We start from the raw sequence: 25,922 nt of genomic DNA, 5'->3' as shown, positions 1-25,922 counted from the left end.
GGTGTAGCTCAGTTGGTTAGAGTGCCGGCCTGTCACGCCGGAGGTCGCGGGTTCGAGCCCCGTCACTCGCGCCATTCAAAAAACGAAAATCAAGGAAATGCGCGGGTGTAGCTCAGTTGGTTAGAGTGCCGGCCTGTCACGCCGGAGGTCGCGGGTTCGAGCCCCGTCACTCGCGCCATTCCTCGCTTGGTCATATCCCCAGAGAATCCCCATCCCGCATCTGTCTTCCAGCCATCCGGGCGATCCTCGTCCGGAACATCGATGGCTGCGGGCGGTTGGATCTCCGGACAGCAACGGAGAATCGATCGACCATGGCAGACCGAGACAGTAAATCCACGACCACCGGCGGATCGCTCGACGTGAAGGACGCAGGGCTGGAGCGAATCGGCTCGGACCGAGACCTGAAGCAGGGCGAAGCCGAGGGCAAGGGTCTGGAGCAGCAGCCCGGCGAAGCGCAGACGCCCAGCGACAAACAGGCTCGCTAGTTCCCACGCACAATGCCTTCGAAGGGTCCGGGCGGCGTAGCGTTCGCCGCCGCCGCCCGCGCCGATGCCGGATCGCTACTCGGAGCCTCGCTCGGACGCCTTGATTTCTTCGTCCACCTGCCGCTTCAGCGCCTGCCGCGCGTCCTGCTGGTCCCTGTCGGCTCCCTGGTCTGATCCTCCGCCGGCGCCGAGCTTGCGGCGGACCGCCTCTACCTGCGCGTCGTCTACCGGCATCGTCGTACCGCTGTCGTCCGGCAGGCCTTCTGCCGATTGCCCGATCGAGGCGTCGCGCGAGCGATCGTTGGCGCCGGTGCTGATTTTCTCCTGGCTGGTCATGTGACTTCCTCCTTGTTGCCGCCGCCCAACCGCCAACACAGCCGATTGTGCCAATGCCGCCATCCAGTAGGTGCGTTTCGCGTGAGCTTCCGCTAAAAGATCTGCAGCCGGTCTGTACGCTGGATGTCGTTGCGAGGCCCGCAACGGCTTCTTATCTCCGCTGAGTGCGGGGCGCCGTGCCTGGGCAAGGTTTTCTTGGCGGGGCGCTGACAGGCTTCGCATCGGTCGCGCACCCAGGTCTTCATCACCGGATGCGGTGCGCGTTTCGACGCAGCGGCGGGTTCCAGGGCCGGTCTCTGTGTCTACGTGGCAAGTGTCGCGGTCTGTGTCATTTTGGTGCGGGAGCAGGCTCTGAAAATGTCTTGCGCCCGGGTCACGCCTGCGCTAGTCACGGCTTGTTGCAATGCACGTTCGCTTGCCGCGCATTCGCTTTTGTGCCGCCCGGCACCGCTTGGCAAGCAGGGATCGAATACCATGACAGAACTTCTCAGTTCCTATGTCCCGATCGCGATTTTCATAGGCATTTCCCTCGTGATCGGCTTGGCGCTTCTGATCGCGCCGTTCGCTGTGGCCTACAAGTCGCCGGATCCGGAGAAACTGTCCGCCTATGAGTGCGGCTTCAACGCCTTCGACGATGCGCGTATGAAGTTCGACATTCGCTTTTACCTGGTGTCGATCCTGTTCATCATTTTCGACCTCGAGGTCGCCTTCCTGTTCCCCTGGGCCGTGTCGTTCGGGGAGATCGGCTGGTTCGGCTTCTGGTCCATGATGGTCTTCCTCGGCGTGCTGACCATCGGCTTTATCTATGAATGGAAGAAAGGAGCGCTGGAATGGGAGTAGCAGATCGCACTACGACCCTGGTCGCGCCGCAGTCCAAGGGGATCATCGATCCCGCCACCGGCAAGCCGATCGGCAGCGACGACGCGTTCTTCGGCGAGATCAACAACGAACTCGCCGACAAGGGCTTTCTCGTCACCTCGACCGACGAACTGATCAACTGGGCCCGTACCGGCTCGCTGATGTGGATGACCTTCGGTCTCGCATGCTGCGCCGTCGAGATGATGCAGCTGTCGATGCCGCGTTACGACGTCGAGCGTTTCGGCTTCGCGCCACGCGCCTCGCCGCGCCAGTCCGACGTGATGATCGTCGCCGGCACGCTGACCAACAAGATGGCGCCGGCGCTGCGCAAGGTCTATGACCAGATGCCGGAGCCGCGTTACGTCATCTCCATGGGGTCCTGTGCCAACGGCGGTGGCTATTACCACTATTCCTACTCGGTGGTGCGTGGCTGCGACCGCGTCGTGCCGGTGGACATCTATGTGCCGGGCTGTCCCCCCACGGCAGAAGCACTGCTTTACGGCGTGCTTCTGCTGCAGAAGAAGATCCGTCGCACCGGAACGATCGAGCGCTAAAGGGCAAGGACAGAGTGATGAGTGAAGCCCTGAACGAATTCGCTTCCTACCTGGCCGAAGTGCGGCCGGGTCTGGTCGAATCCGCCACCATCTCCTTCGGCGAACTGACGCTGAAGGTCGAAGCCGACAAGCTGATCCAGCTGCTGACCTTCCTGCGCGACGATGCGGAGGCGGGCTTCATCAACTTCGTCGATATCTGCGGCGTCGACTGGCCGCAGCGCGAGCGTCGCTTCGACGTCGTCTACCACCTCCTGTCGCCGCGCCAGAACATGCGCGTGCGGATCAAGGTCGAGGTCGCCGAAGACGAAGCCGTGCCGTCCGCCTGCGCCGTCTATCCGGGCGCCGACTGGTTCGAGCGCGAAGCCTGGGATCTCTACGGCATCCTGTTCACCGGCCATCCGGATCTGCGCCGCATCCTCACCGACTACGGTTTCGAGGGGCATCCGCTGCGCAAGGATTTCCCGCTGACTGGTTTCGTCGAAGTTCGCTATGACGACAGCGCCAAGCGCGTCGTCTACGAGCCCGTCGAACTTCGCCAGGAATTCCGCAGCTTCGATTTCTTGAGCCCCTGGGAAGGCACCGACTATGTGCTGCCGGGTGACGAGAAGGCCAAGCAGCCGTAAGGCAGTAGGCAGTAGGCAGTAGGCAGTAGCAACAAGGAGCAGTCAGACGACGATCAACTCTTACCGGGACCTGAAGGTGTGGCAACGCGCGATGGATCTTGCGGTGGAGAGTTACGAGCTCTCACGTGACCTTCCTGCGAACGAAACCTACGGGCTTGGTTCGCAGATCAAGCGGGCGGCGGTCTCTGTGCCGGCGAATATTGCGGAAGGTTACGGACGACATTCGACAGGTGCATATGTGCAGCATTTGAAGATAGCTCAAGGCTCTCTGAACGAGTTGGAAACGCATTTGCTCCTGAGCGTACGGCTCGCCCTGATGTTGGAACGACGGGTGGTCAAGTCGATATCGCTAAGCGACGAAGTCGGGAAAATGCTGTGGTCGCTGATCCGCAGTTTGCAGGATGAACGGAATGGTCGCACGAGTGAATAAATGCCCTAATGGCTACTGCCTGATGGCTGTTGCCTCGATGCGCGGAGCGCTAAGATGACAGAACACAACGTCCGCAACTTCAACATCAATTTCGGACCCCAGCATCCGGCCGCGCATGGCGTGCTGCGTCTGGTTCTGGAACTGGACGGCGAAATCGTCGAGCGCGTCGATCCGCATATCGGCCTCCTTCACCGGGGTACCGAAAAGCTGATTGAAGCCAAGACCTATCTTCAGGCGCTGCCCTATTTCGACCGGCTGGATTACGTCGCGCCGATGAACCAGGAGCACGCCTACTGTCTGGCGATCGAAAAGCTGCTCGGCATCGGCGTGCCGATCCGCGGTCAGCTGATCCGCGTCCTCTATTCCGAAATCAGCCGCATCCTGTCGCATCTGCTCAACGTCACGACGCAGGCGATGGACGTCGGCGCGCTGACGCCGCCGCTCTGGGGCTTCGAGGAGCGCGAGAAGCTGATGGTGTTTTATGAGCGCGCCTCGGGCTCGCGCATGCACGCCGCCTATTTCCGTCCCGGCGGCGTCCATCAGGATCTGCCGGTCGAGCTGGTCGAGGATATCGGCAAGTGGTGCGACGCCTTCCCGAAGGCGCTCGACGACATCGATGAGTTGATCACCGACAACCGCATCTTCAAGCAGCGCAATGTCGATATCGGCGTGGTGAAGCTCGAAGACGCCTGGGCCTGGGGCTTCTCCGGCGTCATGGTTCGCGGCTCCGGCGCCAAGTGGGACCTGCGCAAGTCGCAGCCCTACGAGTGCTATGCGGACCTCGATTTCGACATCGCCATCGGCAAGAACGGCGACTGCTACGACCGCTACCTGATCCGTATGATCGAAATGCGCGAATCGGTGAAGATCATGAAGCAGTGCGTCAACCGCCTGCTGTCTGACGCCAAGACCGGCCCGATCTCGTCGGTCGACGGCAAGGTGGTGCCGCCGAAGCGCGGCGAGATGAAGCGGTCGATGGAAGCGCTGATCCACCACTTCAAGCTCTACACCGAAGGCTTCCACGTGCCGGAAGGCGAGGTCTACGCGGCAGTCGAAGCGCCGAAGGGCGAATTCGGCGTCTATCTCGTCGCCGACGGCACCAACAAGCCGTATCGCTGCAAGATCCGCGCTCCGGGCTATGCACATCTGCAGGCGATGGACTTCATCTGCCGCGGCCACCAGCTCGCCGACGTGTCGGCGGTGCTCGGCTCGCTCGACATCGTGTTCGGAGAGGTTGACCGCTGATGCGTCGTCTCGTCCTCAGCGCTGGCCTTGTCGCCGCCGCTCTGCCTGCCGTCGCGCAGTCGCAGACCGGTCCGGTCGACACGGCGTCGCGCGGCGGGGCGGATGCCACCATGGCGGAACTTCTCTCCCGGGAGTATGAAATCAAGTCTGCCGTGCCCAATGGATCGAAGCTGATTGTCTTCATGCAGAAGGGCACGTCGGGCTATGCCTGCGAATTCGTCAATGTCGCGAAGACGCGTTGTGCATCGATCAATTGATAAGGCGTGAGAAAGAATGTCCGTTCGTCGACTAGCCGAAGATCAAGTCCAGCCGGCAGCCTTTGCCTTCTCCACCGACAATGCGGTGTGGGCTGAGGCGACGATCCGCAAATATCCCGAGGGTCGCCAGCAGTCGGCGGTTATCCCGCTGCTGATGCGCGCCCAGGAACAGGACGGCTGGGTTACCCGTGCGGCGATCGAGTTCGTCGCCCAGAAGCTCGACATGCCGTTCATCCGCGTGCTCGAAGTGGCGACCTTCTACACCCAGTTCCAGCTGAAGCCGATCGGCACGCGCGCCCATATCCAGGTCTGCGGCACCACGCCGTGCATGCTGCGCGGCTCGGAAGCGCTGATGGATGTCTGCCGCCGCAAGATCCACCACGATCCGCTGGTCCAGAACGCATCTGGCACGCTGTCCTGGGAAGAAGTCGAATGTCAGGGCGCCTGCGTCAACGCGCCGATGGTGATGATCTTCAAGGATGCCTATGAAGACCTGACGCCGGAGCGTCTGGAAGAAATTATCGACGCGTTCGAGGCAGGCAACGGCGCCGACGTCAGAACCGGCCCGCAGATCGATCGCAACACTTCGGCGCCGGAAGGCGCGCCGGTGACGCTGACCGAAGAGATCAGGCCCGTCCGCACCAACCTCGACGCCCAGCCGGAAGCGCCGGATGCAGCCGTCAGTGTGCCGCCGGCCGATGCGGGCCGTCCCAAGGATACCGCGCCGGAAACCGATGCGTCGCTGAAGACGCCGGCAACCGCTCCGGCCGCCGCCGAGCAGAACGTCAAGGCTGCCGAAGCCCAGCCGCTGTCCGGCACCAAGGCGTCCGATCCGGATCCGAAGACCGTCGGCAGCACTGCCGAAGGCGCACCGGCCGAAGGCAGCGAGATCGCCGGGACGGCAAAGCCGAAGAGAACGCGCAAGAAGACGACGTCCGAAACCGGCGAGTGATCCCGGTCTGGACCGTGCCCGGTCTCGGGCGCCCGATGAATTCGAAGAGCCGGCCCGTTGAGGGCGGCGGACTGGTGGAATAGATCATGTTGAAAGATCAGGATCGCATCTTTACCAACATCTACGGCCTCAAGGACAAGTCGCTGAAGGGCGCGATGAGCCGTGGCCACTGGGATGGCACGAAGCAGATCATCGAGAAGGGTCGTGACTGGATCATCAACGAGATGAAGGCCTCCGGTCTTCGTGGTCGTGGTGGCGCCGGCTTCCCGACCGGTCTCAAGTGGTCGTTCATGCCGAAGGAATCCGACGGCCGTCCGCACTACCTCGTCGTCAATGCCGACGAATCCGAGCCGGGTACCTGCAAGGACCGCGATATCATGCGCCACGATCCGCATACGCTGATCGAGGGCTGCGTCATCGCCGGCTTCGCAATGGGCGCCCACACCGCCTACATCTACGTGCGCGGCGAATACATGCGCGAGCGTGAAGCGCTGCAGGCGGCGATCGACGAGTGCTACGATGCCGGTCTTCTCGGCGGCAACAACAAGTGCGGCTGGGATTTCGACATCTACGTCCACCACGGCGCCGGCGCCTACATCTGCGGCGAAGAGACAGCGCTGCTCGAAAGCCTTGAGGGCAAGAAGGGCCAGCCGCGCCTGAAGCCGCCGTTCCCGGCCAATATGGGTCTCTACGGCTGCCCGACGACCGTCAACAACGTCGAATCGATTGCCGTTGCGCCGACCATCCTGCGCCGCGGCGGCGCCTGGTTCTCGTCGATCGGCCGCGCCAACAATGTCGGCACCAAGCTGTTCATGGTCTCCGGCCACGTCAACAAGCCGTGCACCTTCGAGGAAGCCATGGGCCTGTCGTTCCGCGAGTTGATCGACCGCCACTGCGGTGGTATTCGCGGCGGCTGGGACAATCTCCTGGCAGTCATCCCGGGTGGCGCATCCTGTCCGGTCGTCAAGGGCGAGGACATGGCGGATGCGATCATGGACTTCGACGGCATGCGCGAGGTGAAGTCCTCGTTCGGCACCGGCGGCATGATCGTCATGGACAAGTCGACGGACATCATCAAGGCGATCTGGCGTATCGCGGCCTTCTTCAAGCATGAGAGCTGCGGTCAGTGCACGCCTTGCCGCGAAGGCACCGGCTGGATGATGCGCGTCGTCGAGCGTATGGTGAGGGGCAACGCGCAGAAGCGCGAGATCGACATGCTGTTCCAGGTGACGAAGCAGATCGAAGGGCACACCATCTGCGCTCTGGGCGATGCGGCCGCATGGCCGATCCAGGGCCTGATCCGCAACTTCCGCCCGGAAATCGAAAAGCGCATCGATCAGTACACGGCGAATGCCACCCGCGAAGGCGCGGTGCTGGAGGCAGCGGAGTAAGGCGAATGACCGGCGACGGCGACCAGGGCAAGGATCCGAAAGCGGCTGAAAAGCCATCGCTCGGCTTCACCTTGCCCTTCGCCGACAGTGCGCCGGTCAATCCGATGGAGATGATGGCGGCGGCGACCGCGGCCGGCATGGCCGTGACGGCGCAGTTCGCCAATCTGTTCTTCGGCATGATGCAGGCGGCGATGGAAGCCACTGGCGCCAGGCCGGAAGCCGGTTCGCCGAAGCCGGAAGCGGCCGAGGAGCCCGCGCCGTCCGACGCTCCGGCGTCTCCGGCAGCGCCCGCGCCAAGTGCCGTCGCGAAGGCGAAGCCGGTCAAGGCCAGGTCGGTCGCGGCGAAGCCTGGCAAGCGGCTCGCCGAGCCGAAGACGGCGGCGGTGGCCGAAAAGGCCGGCGAGAAGCGCAAGCCCCGCCGGTCGTCAAAGGCGGCTGACGACCTGAAGAAGATCTCGGGCATCGGCCCGAAGCTGGAAAGCCTGCTGAACGGCATGGACGTCCGGCTCTACCGGGACATCGCGGCCTGGTCGGACAAGGACGTGGAGCATTTCGACCGTGAGCTGGGGCTCGATGGCCGCATTGCGAAAGACAATTGGATCGCGCAGGCAAAGGCACTGCTGCGGTGACGGAATGTGTCGCCAAACCCTCCGCAAGAGGGCAGGGGACTGGAAACAGGACGTAAGTGACGATGGTAAAGCTCAAGGTTGACGGTAAAGAGATCGAGGTTCCGGATCACTTCACGCTGTTGCAGGCGTGTGAGGAAGCCGGCGCCGAAGTGCCGCGCTTCTGTTTCCATGAACGCCTCTCGGTGGCCGGAAACTGCCGCATGTGTCTGATCGAGGTGAAGGGTGGACCGCCGAAGCCGGCTGCCTCCTGCGCCATGGGTGTCCGCGACGTGCGCGGCGGCCCGAATGGTGAGCTGCCGGAAATCTTCACCAACACGCCGATGGTCAAGAAGGCCCGCGAAGGCGTGATGGAATTCCTGCTGATCAACCATCCGCTGGATTGCCCGATCTGCGACCAGGGCGGCGAATGCGACCTGCAGGACCAGGCGATGGCCTTCGGCATGGACGCCTCGCGCTACACCGAGAACAAGCGTGCCGTCGAAGACAAGTATATCGGCCCGCTGGTGAAGACGGTGATGAACCGCTGCATCCACTGCACGCGCTGCGTCCGCTTCACCACGGAAGTCGGCGGCATTTCCGAGCTCGGTCTGATCGGTCGCGGCGAGGATGCCGAGATCACCACCTATCTCGAACACGCCATGACATCCGAGCTGCAGGGCAATGTCATCGACCTCTGCCCCGTCGGTGCGCTCACCTCGCGTCCGTTCGCCTTCACCGCCCGTCCGTGGGAACTCGGTAAGACCGAATCGATCGACGTTATGGATGCCGTCGGCTCGGCGATCCGCGTCGATACCCGTGGCCGCGAAGTCATGCGCATCATGCCGCGCGTCAACGAGCAGGTGAACGAAGAGTGGATCTCCGACAAGACCCGCTTCATCTGGGATGGCCTGAAGAGCCAGCGTCTCGACCGGCCTTACGTGCGCCGTGACGGCCGCCTGCAGCCGGCCACCTGGGCGGAAGCCTTCTCGGCCATCAAGACCGCCGTTGCCTCGACGACCGGCGCCCGCGTCGGCGCCATCGCGGGCGACCTTGCGTCGGTCGAGGAGATGTACGCGCTGAAGGAACTGCTCGGTTCGCTCGGCTCGGAAAACATGGACTGCCGCCAGGACGGTGCCAAGCTCGATCCGTCGCTCGGTCGCGCCAGCTACATCTTCAACCCGACGATCCAGGGTATCGAGGACGCCGACGCGCTGCTGCTCATCGGCGCCAACCCGCGCTTCGAAGCCTCGGTGCTCAACGCCCGCATCCGCAAGCGCTGGCGGCGCGGCAACTTCCCGATCGGCGTGATCGGCGAAGCCGGCGACCTGCGCTACCAGTACAGCTATCTCGGTGCTGGCCCGGAGACGCTGAACGACCTGGTCGGCGGTTCGCATGCCTTCGTCGACACATTGCGCAACGCCAAGAACCCGATGATCATCGTCGGCTCCGGCGCGCTGACCCGCGATGACGGCGATAGCGTCGTTGCCGCAGCCGCCTCGCTGGCGCAGACCGTCGGTGCCATCACCGAGGGCTGGAACGGCTTTGGCGTCCTGCACACAGCCGCATCGCGTGTCGGTGGTCTGGATGTGGGCTTCGTACCGGGTCCGAACGGCGCCAATGCTGCCACCATGCTGCGCTCGATGGACGTGCTGTTCCTGCTCGGCGCCGACGAGATGGAGTTTGCCTCCAAGCACGCACGCTTCACCGTCTACATCGGCAGCCACGGCGATGCCGGGGCGCACCAGGCCGACGTCATCCTGCCAGGCGCCGCCTACACGGAAAAGTCGGGCACCTGGGTCAACCTCGAAGGCCGCGTCCAGATGGGCAACCGTGCCGGTTTCGCACCGGGCGAAGCCCGCGAGGAATGGGCGATCATCCGCGCGCTCTCCGACGTGCTCGGCAAGAAGCTGCCCTATGATTCGCTGTCGCAGCTGCGCCAGAGGCTCTATGCGGCCCATCCGCACTTCAAGGCGCTGGACGAAATCGCTCAAGGCACCGCAGACCAGATTGCAACGCTCTCGAAAAAACCGGTGAGCTTGACCAAGTCCGTGTTTGCGTCGCCGATCAAAGACTTCTATCTGACGAACCCGATCGCACGTGCTTCGGCCGTGATGGCCGAGTGTTCGGCACTGGCCCGCAACAACTTCAAGGCTGCGGCAGAGTAAAGGCTCAGACACATGGACAGCTTCTTCTCGACCTATCTCTGGCCGGCGATCGTCATGATCGGACAGTCCCTGTTGCTGCTCGTCTGCCTGCTGGTCTTCATCGCCTACATCCTGCTCGCCGACCGCAAGATCTGGGCAGCCGTCCAGCTGCGCCGCGGTCCGAACGTCGTCGGTCCCTTCGGCCTGTTCCAGTCGTTCGCCGACCTTTTGAAGTTCGTCTTTAAGGAGCCGATCATCCCGGCCGGCGCCAACAAGGGCGTCTTCCTGCTGGCACCGCTTGTTTCCGTGACCTTGGCGCTCGCCACGTGGGCGGTCATTCCGCTCAACCAGAACTGGGTGATCGCCAACATCAATGTCGGCATCCTCTACGTCTTCGCCATCTCGTCGCTGGAAGTCTACGGCGTCATCATGTCGGGCTGGGCGTCGAACTCGAAATATCCGTTCCTCGGTGCGCTGCGCTCGGCGGCACAGATGGTCTCCTACGAAGTCTCGATCGGTTTCGTCATTGTCACCGTCCTCCTGTGCGTCGGATCGCTGAACCTCACGGACATCGTCAATGCCCAGACGACGGGTATCGGCACGGCCGTCGGCCTGCCGGCCTCGTTCCTCGACTGGCACTGGCTGGTGCTGTTCCCGATGTTCATCATCTTCTTCATTTCGGGTCTGGCCGAAACCAACCGTCCGCCCTTCGACCTTCCGGAAGCCGAATCGGAACTCGTCGCCGGTTATATGGTCGAGTACTCGTCCGCCCCGTACATGATGCTGATGCTTGGCGAATACGCCGCCATCCTGCTCATCTGCTCGCTGACGACGATCCTCTTCCTTGGCGGCTGGCTTCCTCCGGTCGACATCTGGATCCTCAACTGGGTCCCGGGCATCATCTGGTTCATCCTGAAGGCCGGTTTCGTCTTCTTCATGTTCGCCATGGTGAAAGCCTTCGTTCCGCGCTACCGCTATGACCAACTCATGCGTCTCGGCTGGAAGGTGTTCCTGCCGCTGTCGCTCGCCATGGTCATCATCACTGCATTCGTCATCAAGCTGACGGCCGGCGCCTGATCTGGCGCCGCCGCGCGGCTTAACTGGAGAATAACAATGGCAAGTCTGGCACAATCGGTCAGTTCGCTGTTTTTGAAGGAGTTCGTTTCGGCGTTCTTCCTGTCGATGCGCTACTTCTTCAAGCAGAAGGCGACCATCAACTACCCGTTCGAGAAGGGCCCGGTCTCGCCGCGCTTCCGTGGCGAGCATGCGCTGCGCCGCTATCCGAACGGCGAGGAACGCTGCATTGCCTGCAAGTTGTGCGAGGCGATCTGTCCGGCCCAGGCCATCACCATCGAGGCTGGTCCGCGCCGCAATGACGGCACGCGGCGCACGGTGCGTTACGATATCGACATGGTGAAGTGCATCTATTGCGGCTTCTGCCAGGAAGCCTGCCCGGTCGATGCGATCGTCGAGGGACCGAACTTCGAATTCTCCACCGAGACCCGCGAAGAACTGTACTTCGACAAGCAGCGGCTGCTCGACAACGGCGACCGGTGGGAGCGCGAGATCGCGCGCAACATCGCGCAGGACTCGCCGTACCGCTGATGAATGGAACTGCCGGCGCCCGCGCGGGTGCCGGATCTCGGATCAAGTATATGCCTGGCCGGTGAACGACCGCCAGGTTTTGACGGTGAGGGTTCTCGACAAGCCTCGCCGGGGAAGACGAAAAGGCACCACCATGGGTTTGCAGGCTGTTTTCTTCTATTTGTTCGCCTTCGTCGCGGTGGCGTCGGCGTTCATGGTCATCTCGGCCAGGAACCCGGTGCATTCCGTGCTCTTCCTGATCCTGGTGTTCTTCAACGCTGCGGGCCTGTTCCTGCTGACCGGCGCCGAATTCCTGGCGATGATCCTGCTCGTCGTCTACATCGGCGCGGTGGCGGTCCTCTTCCTCTTCGTCGTCATGATGCTCGACATCGACTTCGGCCAGCTGCGCTCCGGCTTCCTCCAATATGCGCCGGTTGGCGCGCTGGTCGGGCTGATCCTTGCGGCTGAACTGATCGTCGTCGTCGGCGGTGCGGTGCTGACGCCGGAAGCTGCCCAGTCGATCACCATGCCGATCCCGTCGCCTGCCGACCGCACCAACACCGCGGCCCTCGGCGACGTGCTCTATACGAACTACGTCTACTTCTTCCAGGTGGCCGGCCTCGTGCTTCTCGTGGCGATGGTCGGCGCGATCGTGCTGACGCTGCGTCACCGGGAGAACATCAAGCGCCAGGATATCTCCAAGCAGGTCGCCCGGACGCCGGCAACGGCCGTCGAAGTGGTCAAGGTCAAGCCGGGCCAGGGTCTCTGAGCGCGCGATCAAGGAACAGCGAAAATGGAAATCGGACTTTCTCACTACCTGACCGTCAGCGCCGTCCTCTTTACGCTCGGCATCTTCGGCATCTTTCTCAACCGGAAGAACGTCATCATCATTCTGATGTCGGTGGAGCTCATCCTGCTCTCGGTCAACCTCAACATGGTGGCGTTCTCGTCCTTCCTGAATGACATCGTCGGCCAGGTCTTCGCGCTGTTCATCCTCACCGTCGCGGCGGCGGAAGCGGCGATCGGTCTGGCAATTCTCGTGGTCTTCTACCGCAACCGCGGCTCCATCGCGGTCGAAGACATCAATATGATGAAGGGCTGATCAGGTCATGATCTACAAGGCTATCGTCTTTCTCCCCCTGATCGGCTTCCTGGTCGCCGGCCTGTTCGGCCGTTCGATCGGCGCCAAGGCATCGGAATACATCACCACCGGTCTGATGATCATCGCCGCCGTGCTGTCCTGGATCGTCTTCTTCAACGTCGCGCTCGCTCACGGCGAGGGACACGAAGTGATCAAGGTGCCGGTGCTGCGCTGGATCCAGTCCGGCGGCCTCGACTTCGAGTGGGCCTTCCGCATCGATACGCTGACGGCGGTGATGTTCGTCGTCGTCAACTCGGTGTCGACGCTCGTCCATCTCTACTCGATCGGCTACATGCACCACGATCCGCATCGGCCGCGCTTCTTCGCCTACCTGTCGCTGTTCACCTTCGCCATGCTGATGCTGGTGACCTCCGACAACCTGGCGCAGATGTTCTTCGGCTGGGAAGGCGTCGGTCTCGCGTCCTACCTGCTGATCGGCTTCTGGTTCAAGAAGCCGTCGGCCTCGGCTGCCGCGATGAAGGCCTTCATCGTCAACCGCGTCGGCGACTTCGGCTTTGTGCTCGGCATCTCCGGCGTCTTCGTGCTGTTCGGCTCGATCAACTTCGAGACCATCTTCGCCACCGCGCCGACCTATCTGCCGGCCGAAGGTGCAGCCGATGCCGGCCAGGCCGTCATCAACCTGTTCGGCATGCAGCTCGACAAGGCGCATGCGCTGACCGGTGTCTGCCTGCTGCTGTTCATGGGTGCCATGGGCAAGTCGGCGCAGTTCCTGCTGCACACCTGGCTTCCGGACGCCATGGAAGGCCCGACCCCGGTCTCGGCGCTCATCCATGCCGCAACCATGGTCACCGCCGGCGTCTTCCTCGTCGCCCGCATGTCGCCGATTTTCGAACTGTCGCCGGATGCGCTGACGGTCGTCACCATCATCGGTGCGATCACCGCCTTCTTCGCCGCGACTGTCGGTCTGGTGCAGAACGACATCAAGCGCGTCATCGCCTATTCGACCTGTTCGCAGCTCGGCTACATGTTCGTGGCGCTCGGCGTCGGTGCCTATGGTGCTGCCGTGTTCCACCTGTTCACCCACGCCTTCTTCAAGGCGCTGCTGTTCTTGGGCGCCGGCTCGGTGATCCACGCCGTCGACGGCGAACAGGACATGCGCTACATGGGCGGCCTCAGGAAGCACATCCCCTACACGTTCTGGGCAATGACCATCGGCACGCTGGCGCTGACCGGCGTCGGCATTCCGGGTACGATGTTCGGTTTTGCCGGCTTCTTCTCCAAGGACGTCATCATCGAATCGGCCTTCGCCTCGCACTCGGCAGTCGGCAGCTTCGCGTTCACGCTGCTGGTCATCGCGGCGCTGTTCACCAGCTTCTACTCCTGGCGCCTGGCGTTCCTCACCTTCTTCGGCAAGCCGCGCGCCTCGTCGGACGTGATGCACCACGTGCATGAATCGCCGCTGGTCATGCTGCTGCCGCTCGCTTTCCTCGCGCTCGGTGCGGTGTTTGCAGGCGTCGTCTTCGAGGGCCACTTCTTCGGCCACGAGTACAACGAGTTCTGGAAGGGTGCTTTGTTCACGCTGCCGGAAAACGAGATCCTGGAGGAGTTCCACCACGTCCCGCTGTGGGTCAAGTGGAGCCCGTTCATCGCCATGGCGCTCGGTTTCGTCACTGCCTGGTACATGTACATCAAGTCGCCCTCGACACCGAAGCGGCTGGCCGATAGCCACCGGGTGCTCTACCAGTTCCTCTTGAACAAGTGGTACTTCGACGAGCTCTACGACTTCCTCTTCGTCCGCTCCGCCAAGGCGCTTGGCCGCTTCCTCTGGAAAAAGGGTGACGTCGCCGTCATCGATGCCTACGGCCCGAACGGCATTGCCGCCCGCGTCGCAGACATTACCCGCGGTGTCGTGCGCCTGCAGTCCGGCTACCTTTATCACTATGCGTTCGCGATGCTGATCGGCATCGCCGCCCTCGTCACCTGGATGATGCTCGGGAGTTCCTTCTGATGACCGATTGGCCCATTCTTTCCACGGTCACCTTCCTGCCGCTGGTCGGTGTTGTGCTCCTCCTGCTGACGCGCGAGGACGGCCCCTTCGGCCGCCGCAACATCCTCAACGTCTCGCTGCTGACGACCGTCTTCACCTTCATCGTCTCGCTGTTCGTCTGGATCGGCTTCGACAATTCGAATCCGGGCTTCCAGATGGTCGAGAAGCACAGCTGGCTCGGCACCGGGATCTCCTATCATCTCGGCGTCGACGGCATCTCGATGCTGTTCGTCATCCTCACCACCTTCCTCATGCCGTTCTGCGTGCTGGCAAGCTGGGAGTCCGTACAGAAGCGCCTGAAGGAATACATGATCGCCTTCCTGCTTCTGGAAGTGGTCATGACCGGCGTCTTCGTGTCGCTCGACATCGTTCTCTTCTACGTGTTCTTCGAGGCGACCCTGATCCCGATGTTCATCATCATCGGCGTCTGGGGCGGCAAGGATCGCGTCTACGCATCCTACAAGTTCTTCCTCTACACGCTGCTCGGCTCGGTTCTGACGATGCTCGCCATCATGGCGATGTACTGGCAGGCCGGCACGACCGACATGGTCGAGCTCTTGAAGTTCGGCTTCCCGGCCGGCATGCAGACATGGCTGTGGCTGGCCTGCTTTGCCGCCTTCGCCGTCAAGATGCCGATGTGGCCAGTGCATACCTGGCTGCCTGATGCCCACGTGCAGGCGCCGACGGCTGGCTCGGTGATCCTGGCCGGCGTCATGCTGAAGCTCGGCGGCTACGGTTTCATCCGCTTCTCGCTCGCCATGTTCCCGCTGGCATCGGATTACTTCGCGCCCTTCGTCTTCACGCTGTCCGTGCTGGCCATCATCTACACCTCGCTGGTGGCAATGATGCAGGAGGACATCAAGAAACTGATCGCCTACTCCTCGGTCGCCCACATGGGTTACGTGACGATGGGCATCTTTGCCGCCAACCAGCAGGGCGTGCAGGGCGCGATCTTCCAGATGCTGTCGCACGGCATCGTCTCCGGCGCGCTGTTCCTCTGCGTCGGCGTCATCTACGATCGCCTGCACACCCGCGAGATCGCCGCCTATGGCGGCCTCGTCAACAACATGCCGAAGTATGCCGTTGCCTTCATGGTCTTCACCATGGCCAATGTCGGCCTGCCGGGCACCTCCGGCTTCGTCGGCGAGTTCCTGACGATCATCGGTATCTTCCGCGTCAACACCTGGGTGGCACTGTTTGCCGCCACCGGCGTCATCCTCTCGGCCTCCTATGCGCTGTGGCTCTACCGCCGCGTTCTCTTCGGTGCGCTGGAGAAGGAAAGCCTCAAGGGTCTGCTCGACCTCACGACCCGCGAGAAGATCATTCTCTACCCGCTGGTGGTGCTGACGATCTTCTTCGGCGTCTATCCGGCTCCGGTCTTCGATGCGACCGCCGCCTCGGTTGACCTGCTGATCAACAACTACTCCGCTGCCCTGCAGGCTGCGCAGAAACTTGCACTCGTAGTGCACTGAACGGGACACGACTGGACATGACTGCTGAAATCCTCCTCGCGAGCCTGCAGATCTCGACGCCCGAGCTGATCCTTGCGATCGGCGCGCTGGCGCTCCTGATGATCGGCGTCTTCTCGGGTGACCGGTCGGCTCCGACGGTCACCGGTCTGGCCGTGGCGATCATGATCGCCGCCGGTCTCTGGCTCGTTCTCGTTCCGACCGCAGGCGAAGCCTGGGGCGGCGCCTTCATCCTCGATCCGTTCTCGCGCTTCATGAAGGTGATTGCGCTGATCGGCTCGATCACCGCTCTGGTGATGACGGTCGGCAATGCCCGCTCCGAGCAGCTCGATCGTTTCGAGTTCCCGGTCCTGCTGGTGCTGGCAACGCTCGGCATGATGCTGCTGATCTCGGCCAACGACCTGATCGCCCTCTACCTCGGCCTCGAGCTGATGTCGCTGGCGCTCTACGTCGTCGCCGCCATCAACCGCGACAGCCTGCGTTCGACCGAAGCCGGCCTGAAATACTTCGTGCTGGGCGCCCTGTCGTCGGGCATGCTGCTCTACGGCATGTCGCTGGTCTACGGCTTCACCGGCAACACCGGCCTCGACAACATTGCAGCCGTGCTGACGGCGGAAACCCGCTCGCTCGGTGTCGTTTTCGGCCTGGTCTTCATCCTCGCCGGTCTGGCGTTCAAGATCTCGGCGGTTCCGTTCCACATGTGGACGCCGGACGTCTACGAAGGCGCGCCGACCCCGGTCACGGCCTTCTTCGCTGCCGGTCCCAAGGTTGCCGCCATGGCGATCTTCGTCCGCGTTGTCACCGAAGCCTTCATGCCGGTGTTCGCTGACTGGCAGCAGGTCGTCGTGTTCATCGCCATCGCCTCGATGCTGCTCGGATCGTTCGCAGCCATCGGCCAGAAGAACATCAAGCGCCTGATGGCCTATTCGTCGATCGGTCACATGGGCTACGCGCTGGTCGGTCTTGCCGCCGGCTCGGAAACCGGTGTCTCCGGTGTCGCGCTCTACATGCTGATCTACATGGTCATGACGCTCGGCACCTTCGCCTGCATCATGTCGATGCGCCGCAAGGACGGCACCTCGGTGGAGAACGTCGAGGATCTCGCCGGTCTCGCATCGACCAAGCCGTTCATGGCGCTTGTGATGACGGCGCTGATGTTCTCGTTGGCCGGCATTCCGCCGCTCGCAGGCTTCTTCGCCAAGTACTTCGTGTTCGTCGCGGCGATCGAAGCCAAGCTCTATGCGCTGGCGATCATCGGTGTGCTGTCCTCCGTCGTCGGCGCCTACTATTACCTGCGCGTCATCAAGCTGATGTGGTTCGACGAAGCCCGCGGCGAGTTCGGCCGCACCTCCGGCGAACTGCGGCTGGTGTTCGGCGCGTCGGGCCTGTTCGTTACGGCCTATGTGCTGTTCGGCGGTCCGCTCGGCACCGCTGCAACGGCAGCGGCGAAGGCCTTCTTCTGATGCGACTGGGGCGAGGGGGGCGCTACTCCCTCGATGCCTTCCGCCACGAGGCGCTGGGCGAGGTGACCTCCACCAACACGGAATGCCTGGCGCGCGTCAGGCAGGGTGACCCGGGCAATCTCTGGGTCACCGGCGACCGCCAGACGGCCGGCCGTGGGCGGCGCGGCCGCGCCTGGACCTCGGAGCCGGGCAACCTCTACGCTTCCCTTCTGTTGATCGATCCGGCTCCGGCCGAGCTTCTGGGCTCGCTGCCTCTCGCGGTGTCGCTTGCCGTTCACGGCGCGATCCGTTCGGTCCTACCGCCGGCTGCCGAGCCGCTGGAGATCAAGTGGCCGAATGACGTGCTGATCGGCCGCAAGAAGACCTGCGGCATCCTGCTGGAATCGGAGGGTTTGCCGGACCTCCGCCGGGCAGTGGTGATCGGCATCGGCATCAACATCCGCCATCGTCCGGACGATGCGCCCTACGGGGTCACCTCGCTCGAGGAGCAGGGCTGCAACATCTCGGCGCATGAATTGTTCTCCCATCTTTACCGGGAGATGGCCGAGATCCTTGATCTTTGGGACGAGGGCCGTGCGGTGGCCGAGATCACCCGCCGCTGGCGCCAGGTCGCCTGCGGGATCGGCCAGCCGATCCGCGTCAATCTACCCGATCGCTCGATCGACGGCCGATTTGCCGGTATCGATGATCGGGGACTTCTGCTACTCGATACCGGACACGGCACGCAAGCGATCGCCGCCGGCGATGTCTTCTATCTTTGAAAGTGAAATGAGTACGTGATGGCCAAACAGGACGAACTGGTATTTCTGCCGCTGGGTGGAGTGGGTGAGATCGGCATGAATCTCGCTCTCTACGGCTATGGCCCGGCTGCAGAGCGCCAGTGGATCATGGTCGATTGCGGCGTGACCTTCCCGGGACCGGATCTGCCGGGCGCCGATCTGGTGCTGCCGGATATCCGCTTTCTCGCCAAGCAGCGGGACCGGTTGAAGGGCATCATCATCACCCATGCCCACGAGGATCACTACGGTGCGCTGAATGACCTGTGGCCGGGTCTGAACGTGCCGGTCTATGCCTCGCCCTTCACCGCCGGCATGCTGGAAGCCAAGCGCGCATACGAAGGCAGCCGGGCACAGATCCCGATCACCATCTTCAAGGCCGGCGACCGCATCAATGTCGGTCCGTTCGAGATCGAGGCAGTCGGCGTCAACCACTCGATCCCCGAGCCGATGTCGCTGGTCATCCGCACGCCGCTCGGCAATGTCGTCCATACCGGTGACTGGAAGATCGATGCCGATCCGTCGCTCGGACCGCTGACCGACGAGCAGCGCTTCCGCGCCGTCGGCGAGGAAGGCGTGCTGGCGATGATGTGCGACAGCACCAACGCCATGCGTGACGGCGTCTCGCCTTCGGAGCAGGAAGTTTCGGAAGGCCTGCGCAAGATCATCAGTCAGGCCGAAGGCCGCGTTGCGGTCACCACCTTCTCGTCGAATGTCGGGCGCATCCGCTCGATTGCCAAGGCGGCGGAAGCTGCCGGTCGCGAAGTCCTGCTGCTCGGCTCGTCGCTGAAGCGCGTCGTCAACGTCGCCCGCGATCTCGGTATCATGGAGGGCGTGCAGCCGTTCATCGCAGAGGACGAATACGGTTACATCCCGCGCGACAAGGTCGTCGTCATCCTCACCGGTAGCCAGGGCGAATCGCGCGCAGCGCTTGCCAAGCTGTCGCGCGACGAGATGCGCCACGTTGCTCTGACCGCCGGCGATACGGTGGTCTTCTCCTCGCGTGCCATTCCCGGCAACGAGAAGGGCATCCTCGAGATCATGAACGGCCTCATCGAGCAGGGCGTCAAGATCGTCACCGATGCGCAGGCTCTGGTGCATGTCTCCGGCCATCCGCGCCGCAACGAACTGCTGCAGATGTATGAGTGGGTGCGTCCCCAGGTGCTGGTTCCGGTGCATGGCGAGGCGGCCCATCTGATGGCGCAGGCCGAGCTTGCCCGCGGCGCTGGCATCAAGACCGTGCCGAAGGTCCGCAACGGCAACATCCTGCGCCTGGCGCCGGGTGACGTCCAGGTCATCGGCGATGCGCCGCACGGTCGCATCTTCAAGGATGGCAGGCTGATCGGCGATCTCGACGAGATGGGCATCTCCGATCGTCGCAAGCTCGCCTTTGTCGGGCATGTGGCGGTCAGCATCCTGCTCGACAGCCGCTATGATTTCCTCGCCGACCCGGACGTCGTGCCGTTCGGCCTGCCGGACTATGACGACGAGGGTGAAGACATGGCCGACACGCTCTATGATGCAGTATTGGGGGCGGTCGAAAGCATTCCGCGCGGTCGTCGCAAGGATCTGGGCGCGCTGCAGGAATCGGTTCGTCGCGCCGTTCGGTCCACGGCCAACGCCACCTGGGGCAAGAAGCCGATCGTCACGGTGTTCGTCAGCAAGGTGTGATGAGGCAGAGTTGAGGACGGATCCGGAGGTTTTGGATCGGTCCTTTTCGCCAATATCCTCTGGCGGCACCGGGCAGCTTTCGTGTCGAGCGAGGAGACAGGCATGCTCGGACGCATCAACCACATTGCCATCGCCGTGCCTGATCTCGGCGCGGCCACCGCCGCCTATCGGGATATTCTCGGCGCGCGCGTCTCGCAGGCGCAGGCACTGCCGGAGCACGGCGTGACTGTCGTCTTCGTCGAACTGCAAAACGCCAAGGTGGAGCTGCTCTCGCCCCTCGGCGATGCTTCTCCCATCGCCGCCTTCCTGGACAAAAACCCGTCCGGCGGCATGCATCACATCTGCTACGAGGTGGAGGATATCCTGGCCGCCCGGGACCAGTTGAAGCATGCCGGCGCGCGCGTGCTGGGCGATGGCGAACCGAAGATCGGCGCGCACGGCAAGCCTGTGCTGTTCCTGCACCCCAAGGACTTCTTCGGCACGCTGATCGAACTTGAGCAAGTCTGACGCCAAGCGTAGTGGGCTTCGGTGGTCGCGAGGGGTCGGCAACGCTGGAGCATCTGCGAGAACTGTGGCTTGACGGCAGGAGAGGCGGCGTCCAAGTGTCGCATATGGTGGCGCGGGCGCGGAAGCAGCGCTAGAGTGGCGCGGTCATCAGGGAGATCTTCCGTTGCAGTTTCTGTCGGGCTTTGCCGTCTACTTCGTCATCTGGTGGATAACGCTGTTTGCCATCCTGCCGATCGGCCTGCGCACGCAGGATGACGAGGAAGAGGTCCTGCTCGGAACGGTAGCGAGCGCTCCCGCGCGGTTCCGCGGCCTGCGCGTCGTCCTGTTGACGACGCTTGCCTCGGCGGCGATCTTCGGCGTCTGGCACGCTGCATCGAGCTGGTACGGCTTCAGCCTCAGCAACCTGCCACGCATCGTCCCTGATTTCGGCCGGACCTGATCACCCCACGGCGACCACGCGGGTGTCTACCTGCGGCGGGAAGATCTTGTGAAGCCCGGAGACACGGCGTGACGCTGAAGACGGCGCGCACAGGCTACCATCGCGGCGCCATTACGCGCCTGGGAAGCCCCGAAAATCTGATTGAGTGACGGGTTTGCGGGGAAGCCCAAAAAAAAACAAGGCATTGAAGCCTTGTTTCAAGTGTCGCGTGATCCTTAACCGTTGCCGGGGCTGCGAGTGAACGCGCCTTAGATCTGATCCTCCCAAGACTTGAACGCGAATGGCAGAAATTTGTTCTTCCTGCCTCTTTTGTGGGCCAAACCTAGCCCAGACTTTGGGCTTTGTCACCCTAAATTTTGGCAGTTTTGCTACACTCCGCAAAAATTTCCCTGAGCGGCCTTCGAAACTGTCATCTGTCATATGGATGGCGCATTTGTGGTGTCCGTCCTCCTGCCGGTCCGCCGGAAGTGATCGGTCGCCCCTTTAGCGACAGGTTCATCGGCTCGCCGCTGCGGGTTCCCATGCGCTTCCGAAACGGCTATGTACCCACGCATATCAGCCATTCGGATGCCGATTCCCAGACCAGGTGACACGGCTCTCAAACACGGAAAACGCGATGCGTCTGTCCCGCTATTTCATGCCGATCCTGAAGGAGAATCCCAAGGAAGCGGAAATCGTCTCCCACCGTCTGATGCTGCGCGCCGGCATGATCCGGCAGCAGAGCCAGGGGATCTATTCCTGGCTGCCGCTCGGCAAGCGCGTGCTCGACAAGGTGAACGCCATCGTCCGTGAGGAGCAGAACCGCGCCGGCGCCGTCGAGCTTCTGATGCCGACCCTGCAGTCGGCCGAGCTGTGGCAGGAAAGCGGTCGCTACGAGGCCTATGGCAAGGAGATGCTGCGCATCAAGGACCGCCAGGAGCGGCCAATGCTGTATGGTCCGACCAACGAGGAGATGATCACCGACATCTTCCGGTCGTCGGTGAAGTCCTACAAGAACCTGCCCCTCAATCTCTACCATATCCAGCTGAAGTTCCGCGACGAGATCCGCCCGCGCTTCGGCACCATGCGCTCGCGGGAATTCCTGATGAAGGATGCCTATTCCTTCGACCTGACGAAGGAAGGCGCCATCCATTCCTACAACAAGATGTTCGTAGCCTACCTGCGCACCTTCGCGCGGCTGGGCGTGCGGGCGATCCCGATGCGCGCCGATACCGGCCCGATCGGCGGCAATCACAGCCACGAATTCATCATCCTCGCCGATACCGGCGAATCGGAAGTGTTTTCGCACAGGAGCTTCATCGAGTTCGACATCCCCGGCGAAGACACGGATTTCGATGACGTTGCCGGCCTGCAGGCGGTCTTCGACAAGTGGACGTCGGTCTACGCCGCCACCTCCGAGATGCACGACGAAGCCGCGTTCGACGCCATTCCGTCGGCCGATCGCCTTTCGGCGCGCGGCATCGAGGTTGGCCACATCTTCTACTTCGGCACCAAATATTCCGAGCCGATGGGCGCCAAGGTGCAGGGACCGGACGGCAAGGAGCACCTTGTCCACATGGGATCCTACGGCATCGGCCCGACACGCCTTGTTCCCGCCATCATCGAAGCCTCGCATGACGAGAACGGAATCATCTGGCCGGCCTCGGTTGCGCCCTTCGATGCGATGGTCATCACCATGAAGGCCGGCGACGAAGCCTGCGACCGCGTTTGCGACAGCCTCTATGCCGGCCTCGTCAAGGCAGGCATGGACGTCCTCTACGACGACACTGACGATCGCGCCGGTACCAAGTTCGCAACCGCCGACCTGATTGGCGTGCCGGTGCAGCTGATCGTCGGTCCGCGCTCGGCAGCGACGGGCGAGGTCGAGGTCAAGGATCGCAAGACCGGCGCCCGCGAGACGATGACCGTCGAAGCGGCATTGAACCGTCTGACCGCCTGACCCGCGAAGACGGTTCGGCGAGGCGTAAGCACAGGAGACGAGATGGCCAAGAGCGTGACGGAAACGGCAGACCAGACACCCGGCACGGTTCCAGCCGCCGGTGCCTTCTCGGCGTTCGAACGCATGGTCGCCTGGCGCTACCTGCGCTCGCGCCGCAAGGAGACCTTCATCTCCGTCATCGCCGGCTTCTCGTTCGTCGGCATCATGCTAGGCGTTGCCACACTCATCATCGTCATGGCGGTGATGAACGGTTTCCGCACGGAGCTGATCTCGCGCATCCTCGGCATCAACGGCCACATGATCGTCCAGCCGGTCGACCAACCGCTGACCGATTACGCACAGCTTGCCCAGAAGTTCTCGGCCGTGCCCGGCGTCACCATGGCGCTGCCGCTGGTCGAGGGCCAGACGCTCGCTTCGGGCAAGCAGGGTGCCGGATCCGGCGCCCTGGTGCGCGGCATCCGCACCGAGGACATCGAGAAGCTGAAGGAAGTCTCCGGCAACATCCGTTCCGGCGATCTGACTGGCTTTGCCACCGGCGACGGCGTGCTGGTCGGCTCCAGGCTTGCCGCCTCGCTCGGCATCGGCGCCGGCGATCAGATCACGCTCGTCTCGCCGGAAGGCGACGTCACGCCGATGGGCGTCACGCCGCGGGTGAAATCCTACCGCGTCTCGGGCGTCTTCGAGATCGGCATGTCGGAATACGACGCGTCGATCATTTACATGCCGCTCGCGGAATCGCAGATCTACTTCAACGCCGATGGCCTTGTGCAGTCGATCGAGCTGTTCCTCTCTGATCCGGATGCCATCGACGAGATGCGGCCGAAGATCGAGGAAGCCGCCGGCCGGCAGATCTTCATCAGTGACTGGCGCCAGCGCAACCAGACCTTCTTCTCCGCCTTGCAGGTGGAGCGCAACGTGATGTTCATGATCCTGACGCTGATCGTGCTCGTCGCAGCACTCAACATCATCTCCGGCCTCATCATGCTGGTGAAGGACAAGGGCAGCGACATCGCCATCCTGCGCACCATGGGCGCTTCGTCGCGCGCCATCATGCGGATATTCTTCATGACGGGGGCGGCGATCGGCATCTTTGGCACCGTCGCCGGCGTTCTGCTCGGCGTCGTCGTCTGCCTCAACATCGAATCCATCCGGCAGTTCTTCTCCTGGGTTTCGGGCACCATCCTGTTTGATCCCGAACTCTACTTCCTCAGCCAGCTGCCGGCCGAGATGAGCGTCGGCGAAACGGTATCGGTGGTGCTCATGGCGCTGACGCTTTCCTTCATTGCGACCATTTTCCCCGCCTGGCGGGCCTCCCGGCTCGATCCGGTGCAGGCGCTGCGTTACGAATAGGATCCCTTGTCGCCAATGCCCCGCAAAACCGTTCTGAAGCTCGCCGGCGTCGATCGCATCTACGGCCAGGGCGATACGACGCTCGCCATCCTGAAGGGTGCCGATTTCGAGCTGCATGCCGGCGAGATCGTCGCACTGGTGGCGCCGTCGGGCACCGGCAAGTCGACGCTCCTGCATCTGGCGGGCCTGCTCGAACACCCGGATGCCGGCGAGATCTTCATCAACGGCGAAAGCTGCGGCAACCTGCCGGATGACCGGCGCACCGCCATCCGCCGCGGCGATATCGGCTTCGTCTACCAGTTCCACCACCTGCTGCCGGAATTCACGGCGCTAGAAAACATCATGATGCCGCAGCTGATCGGCGGCCTGCCGAAGAAGGAAGCGGCTGAGCGTGCCGCCCAGCTCCTCGACTACATGCGCATCGGCCACCGCGCCGAACACCGCCCGGCCGAATTGTCGGGCGGCGAGCAGCAGCGCGTCGCGATCGCCCGTGCGGTGGCCAATGCGCCCCTGGTGCTTCTCGCCGACGAGCCGACGGGCAATCTCGATCCGGAAACCGCTTCTTACGTCTTCGAGGCACTGGAGGCGCTGGTGCGCCAGTCGGGTCTGGCGGCGCTGATCGCCACCCACAACCACGAACTCGCCGGCCGAATGGACCGCCGCGTCACCATCGAAGGCGGCCGCATCGTCGATTTCTGACGGTTTATCCGGCTGCCTGGCACTGCGGAGCGGGTGCGGGTCGTTTCAGCCGGCCCCGTTCTTCATCTTTTTGAACCGGAGCTTACCAGCTGCCGGAAAGGGTGTTGCCGATCAGCGGCACGCTGCGCATTGCACCGGCATCGTCGCTGACCGACAGCGATGCCTGCATCTGCTTCGGAGACTTGCGAAACCACTGACTGGCGATCGAGGCGAGGTCGCCGGTGAGGCCGTGCCTCTGCCAGTCGGCGAACCGCCGTGCCATGGCCTCCGGTTCCGACTGGTAGAAGAAGTCGCCCGACTGGCCGAGTGCGTTGATCGACGGCGCCATCGCCGAGAGCGGCCGCTGGAACATCCGCGCCGCGACAGACACCGTCTTCACGCTCTGCGGGAAAGCCGGCGCCATGAAATCGATCGCAAAGCCGTCGGCCTCCACCCAGCAGTGAAAGTTATCTCCGGCTCCGGTCACGTAACCGTCCTCGCGGTGGTCGGCAAACAGCATCACGGCGCCATCCAGATTGTAGGCGGCAAGCCCGCCCTTGGGCACGGCCTGCAGCTTGAAGTGATGCTTGAGGATGAATGCACCGAAGCTGGCAAAATACATAGACGCAGTGGCCGGATCGGCATTCTGCGCGACGAGCAGGCTGTTGATGACCTTGTAGATCCGGTGATAGTCGCTCTGCTTGATCAACATTGGTGTTCGCCTGCGCTGCTGATGGTTTTCGGCTTTCAGTAGGCAAGGCGGCCGGCGATGTAAACGCCAAGGCTGGCCTCGGTCGCCCGTCGCGTCCGGCGGCAAGGATACTGCGAGCCTTGGGCACACCGGTTGTATGGCATGCCACTCCCACTGGCCTCCAACTCACACTCCGTCATCCTCGGCCTGTCCCCAGGATCCGCAACCGCAGTTCGGGGACAGTCCAACGTCGTCATGGCAAAGATCGGCGGCGTCGAAGATAGTGCGAACCAACAGCAGATCCTCGGAAAAGCTGGAGGATG

The 25,922-nt window shown here is 62.9% G+C and carries 26 protein-coding genes, 1 tRNA gene and 1 pseudogene; 26 read left to right on the top strand and 2 right to left on the bottom strand.

The window, feature by feature from the left end; all coding sequences use genetic code 11:
- Positions 1-101: 101 nt before the first annotated feature.
- Positions 102-178 (top strand) — tRNA-Asp (locus ACR65N_RS01675).
- Positions 179-311: 133 nt separating this feature from the next.
- Entirely contained in the window at positions 312-485 is a 174-nt protein-coding gene (locus ACR65N_RS01670; RefSeq protein ID WP_440455479.1) for a hypothetical protein, read from the top strand.
- Positions 486-560: 75 nt separating this feature from the next.
- Here the strand turns inward: ACR65N_RS01670 and ACR65N_RS01665 are convergent, their stop codons facing one another.
- A complete protein-coding gene (locus tag ACR65N_RS01665) occupies positions 561-821 on the bottom strand; it encodes a hypothetical protein (protein ID WP_440455478.1) in 261 nt (86 codons plus the stop codon).
- A 474-nt stretch (positions 822-1,295) separates the two neighbouring features.
- On the opposite strand from ACR65N_RS01665, the gene ACR65N_RS01660 reads away from it, so the two are divergent.
- The 24 genes and pseudogenes from ACR65N_RS01660 (at position 1,296) to ACR65N_RS01545 (ending at position 24,929) form a co-directional block, all read left to right on the top strand.
- Positions 1,296-1,661, top strand: a complete 366-nt coding sequence (locus ACR65N_RS01660) for an NADH-quinone oxidoreductase subunit A (protein WP_430305117.1) — start codon at positions 1,296-1,298, stop codon at positions 1,659-1,661.
- Positions 1,652-2,233, top strand: a complete 582-nt coding sequence (locus ACR65N_RS01655; protein ID WP_430305116.1) for a NuoB/complex I 20 kDa subunit family protein — start codon at positions 1,652-1,654, stop codon at positions 2,231-2,233. The genes ACR65N_RS01660 and ACR65N_RS01655 overlap by 10 nt, the downstream gene beginning before the upstream one ends.
- 17 nt (positions 2,234-2,250) lie before the next feature.
- The gene (locus tag ACR65N_RS01650) at positions 2,251-2,856 is read left to right on the top strand and encodes an NADH-quinone oxidoreductase subunit C (protein WP_430305115.1); all 606 of its coding nucleotides are present in this window, start codon (positions 2,251-2,253) and stop codon (positions 2,854-2,856) included.
- Between the two features lie 52 nt (positions 2,857-2,908).
- Positions 2,909-3,286: a four helix bundle protein gene (locus ACR65N_RS01645; RefSeq protein WP_440456098.1), complete on the top strand. Its 378-nt coding sequence runs from the start codon at positions 2,909-2,911 to the stop codon at positions 3,284-3,286.
- Positions 3,287-3,340: 54 nt separating this feature from the next.
- Positions 3,341-4,531 carry an NADH-quinone oxidoreductase subunit D gene (locus tag ACR65N_RS01640; protein WP_440455477.1) on the top strand — a complete coding sequence of 397 codons (1,191 nt, stop codon included), beginning with the start codon at positions 3,341-3,343 and terminating at the stop codon, positions 4,529-4,531.
- Complete coding sequence (locus tag ACR65N_RS01635; RefSeq protein WP_430305111.1) at positions 4,531-4,788, top strand: hypothetical protein; 258 nt, start codon at positions 4,531-4,533, stop codon at positions 4,786-4,788. The genes ACR65N_RS01640 and ACR65N_RS01635 overlap by 1 nt, the downstream gene beginning before the upstream one ends.
- A 16-nt stretch (positions 4,789-4,804) precedes the next feature.
- A pseudogene (nuoE, locus tag ACR65N_RS01630) lies at positions 4,805-5,713 on the top strand (NADH-quinone oxidoreductase subunit NuoE); the annotation flags it as partial.
- Between the two features lie 113 nt (positions 5,714-5,826).
- On the top strand, positions 5,827-7,131 hold the full coding sequence (nuoF, locus tag ACR65N_RS01625; protein ID WP_430305110.1) for an NADH-quinone oxidoreductase subunit NuoF: 1,305 nt from the start codon (positions 5,827-5,829) through the stop codon (positions 7,129-7,131).
- Positions 7,132-7,136: 5 nt separating this feature from the next.
- On the top strand, positions 7,137-7,760 hold the full coding sequence (locus ACR65N_RS01620; RefSeq protein WP_440455475.1) for a helix-hairpin-helix domain-containing protein: 624 nt from the start codon (positions 7,137-7,139) through the stop codon (positions 7,758-7,760).
- 62 nt (positions 7,761-7,822) lie between these two features.
- Entirely contained in the window at positions 7,823-9,904 is a 2,082-nt protein-coding gene (nuoG, locus tag ACR65N_RS01615; protein ID WP_440455474.1) for an NADH-quinone oxidoreductase subunit NuoG, read from the top strand.
- Between the two features lie 12 nt (positions 9,905-9,916).
- The gene (gene nuoH, locus ACR65N_RS01610) at positions 9,917-10,960 is read left to right on the top strand and encodes an NADH-quinone oxidoreductase subunit NuoH (protein ID WP_440455473.1); all 1,044 of its coding nucleotides are present in this window, start codon (positions 9,917-9,919) and stop codon (positions 10,958-10,960) included.
- Between the two features lie 36 nt (positions 10,961-10,996).
- On the top strand, positions 10,997-11,488 hold the full coding sequence (gene nuoI / locus ACR65N_RS01605) for an NADH-quinone oxidoreductase subunit NuoI (protein ID WP_430305105.1): 492 nt from the start codon (positions 10,997-10,999) through the stop codon (positions 11,486-11,488).
- A 133-nt stretch (positions 11,489-11,621) separates the two neighbouring features.
- The gene (locus tag ACR65N_RS01600) at positions 11,622-12,236 is read left to right on the top strand and encodes an NADH-quinone oxidoreductase subunit J (protein WP_440455472.1); all 615 of its coding nucleotides are present in this window, start codon (positions 11,622-11,624) and stop codon (positions 12,234-12,236) included.
- A gap of 24 nt (positions 12,237-12,260) precedes the next feature.
- The gene (gene nuoK, locus ACR65N_RS01595) at positions 12,261-12,569 is read left to right on the top strand and encodes an NADH-quinone oxidoreductase subunit NuoK (RefSeq protein WP_430305102.1); all 309 of its coding nucleotides are present in this window, start codon (positions 12,261-12,263) and stop codon (positions 12,567-12,569) included.
- A gap of 7 nt (positions 12,570-12,576) precedes the next feature.
- Complete coding sequence (nuoL, locus tag ACR65N_RS01590) at positions 12,577-14,577, top strand: NADH-quinone oxidoreductase subunit L (RefSeq protein WP_440455471.1); 2,001 nt, start codon at positions 12,577-12,579, stop codon at positions 14,575-14,577.
- Positions 14,577-16,088, top strand: a complete 1,512-nt coding sequence (locus tag ACR65N_RS01585) for an NADH-quinone oxidoreductase subunit M (RefSeq protein WP_430305099.1) — start codon at positions 14,577-14,579, stop codon at positions 16,086-16,088. The genes nuoL and ACR65N_RS01585 overlap by 1 nt, the downstream gene beginning before the upstream one ends.
- Before the next feature lie 17 nt (positions 16,089-16,105).
- Positions 16,106-17,548: an NADH-quinone oxidoreductase subunit NuoN gene (gene nuoN, locus ACR65N_RS01580; RefSeq protein ID WP_440455470.1), complete on the top strand. Its 1,443-nt coding sequence runs from the start codon at positions 16,106-16,108 to the stop codon at positions 17,546-17,548.
- Positions 17,548-18,309, top strand: a complete 762-nt coding sequence (locus ACR65N_RS01575; RefSeq protein ID WP_440455469.1) for a biotin--[acetyl-CoA-carboxylase] ligase — start codon at positions 17,548-17,550, stop codon at positions 18,307-18,309. Before nuoN ends, ACR65N_RS01575 begins: the two co-directional genes overlap by 1 nt.
- 18 nt (positions 18,310-18,327) lie before the next feature.
- Positions 18,328-19,995, top strand: a complete 1,668-nt coding sequence (locus tag ACR65N_RS01570) for a ribonuclease J (protein ID WP_440455468.1) — start codon at positions 18,328-18,330, stop codon at positions 19,993-19,995.
- A 102-nt stretch (positions 19,996-20,097) separates the two neighbouring features.
- Positions 20,098-20,502, top strand: coding sequence for a methylmalonyl-CoA epimerase (gene mce / locus ACR65N_RS01565; protein ID WP_440455467.1), 405 nt, complete (start codon positions 20,098-20,100; stop codon positions 20,500-20,502).
- A gap of 163 nt (positions 20,503-20,665) precedes the next feature.
- Positions 20,666-20,941, top strand: a complete 276-nt coding sequence (locus ACR65N_RS01560) for a DUF1467 family protein (protein ID WP_440455466.1) — start codon at positions 20,666-20,668, stop codon at positions 20,939-20,941.
- Positions 20,942-21,557: 616 nt separating this feature from the next.
- The gene (gene proS, locus ACR65N_RS01555) at positions 21,558-22,880 is read left to right on the top strand and encodes a proline--tRNA ligase (protein WP_430305091.1); all 1,323 of its coding nucleotides are present in this window, start codon (positions 21,558-21,560) and stop codon (positions 22,878-22,880) included.
- A gap of 42 nt (positions 22,881-22,922) precedes the next feature.
- Positions 22,923-24,230, top strand: a complete 1,308-nt coding sequence (locus ACR65N_RS01550) for a lipoprotein-releasing ABC transporter permease subunit (RefSeq protein ID WP_440455465.1) — start codon at positions 22,923-22,925, stop codon at positions 24,228-24,230.
- A 15-nt stretch (positions 24,231-24,245) separates the two neighbouring features.
- Positions 24,246-24,929 (top strand): ABC transporter ATP-binding protein, encoded by a 684-nt coding sequence (locus ACR65N_RS01545; RefSeq protein WP_440455464.1) that lies wholly within the window; start codon positions 24,246-24,248, stop codon positions 24,927-24,929.
- Between the two features lie 82 nt (positions 24,930-25,011).
- Here the strand turns inward: ACR65N_RS01545 and ACR65N_RS01540 are convergent, their stop codons facing one another.
- Positions 25,012-25,620, bottom strand: a complete 609-nt coding sequence (locus ACR65N_RS01540) for a DUF2026 family protein (protein ID WP_440455463.1) — start codon at positions 25,618-25,620, stop codon at positions 25,012-25,014.
- Positions 25,621-25,922 lie beyond the last annotated feature (302 nt).

It is taken from the genome of Rhizobium sp. SAFR-030, assembly GCF_059415005.1.
The sequence above is the reverse complement of the archived record's forward strand: the minus strand, read 5'-3'. Positions and strand labels throughout refer to the sequence as shown.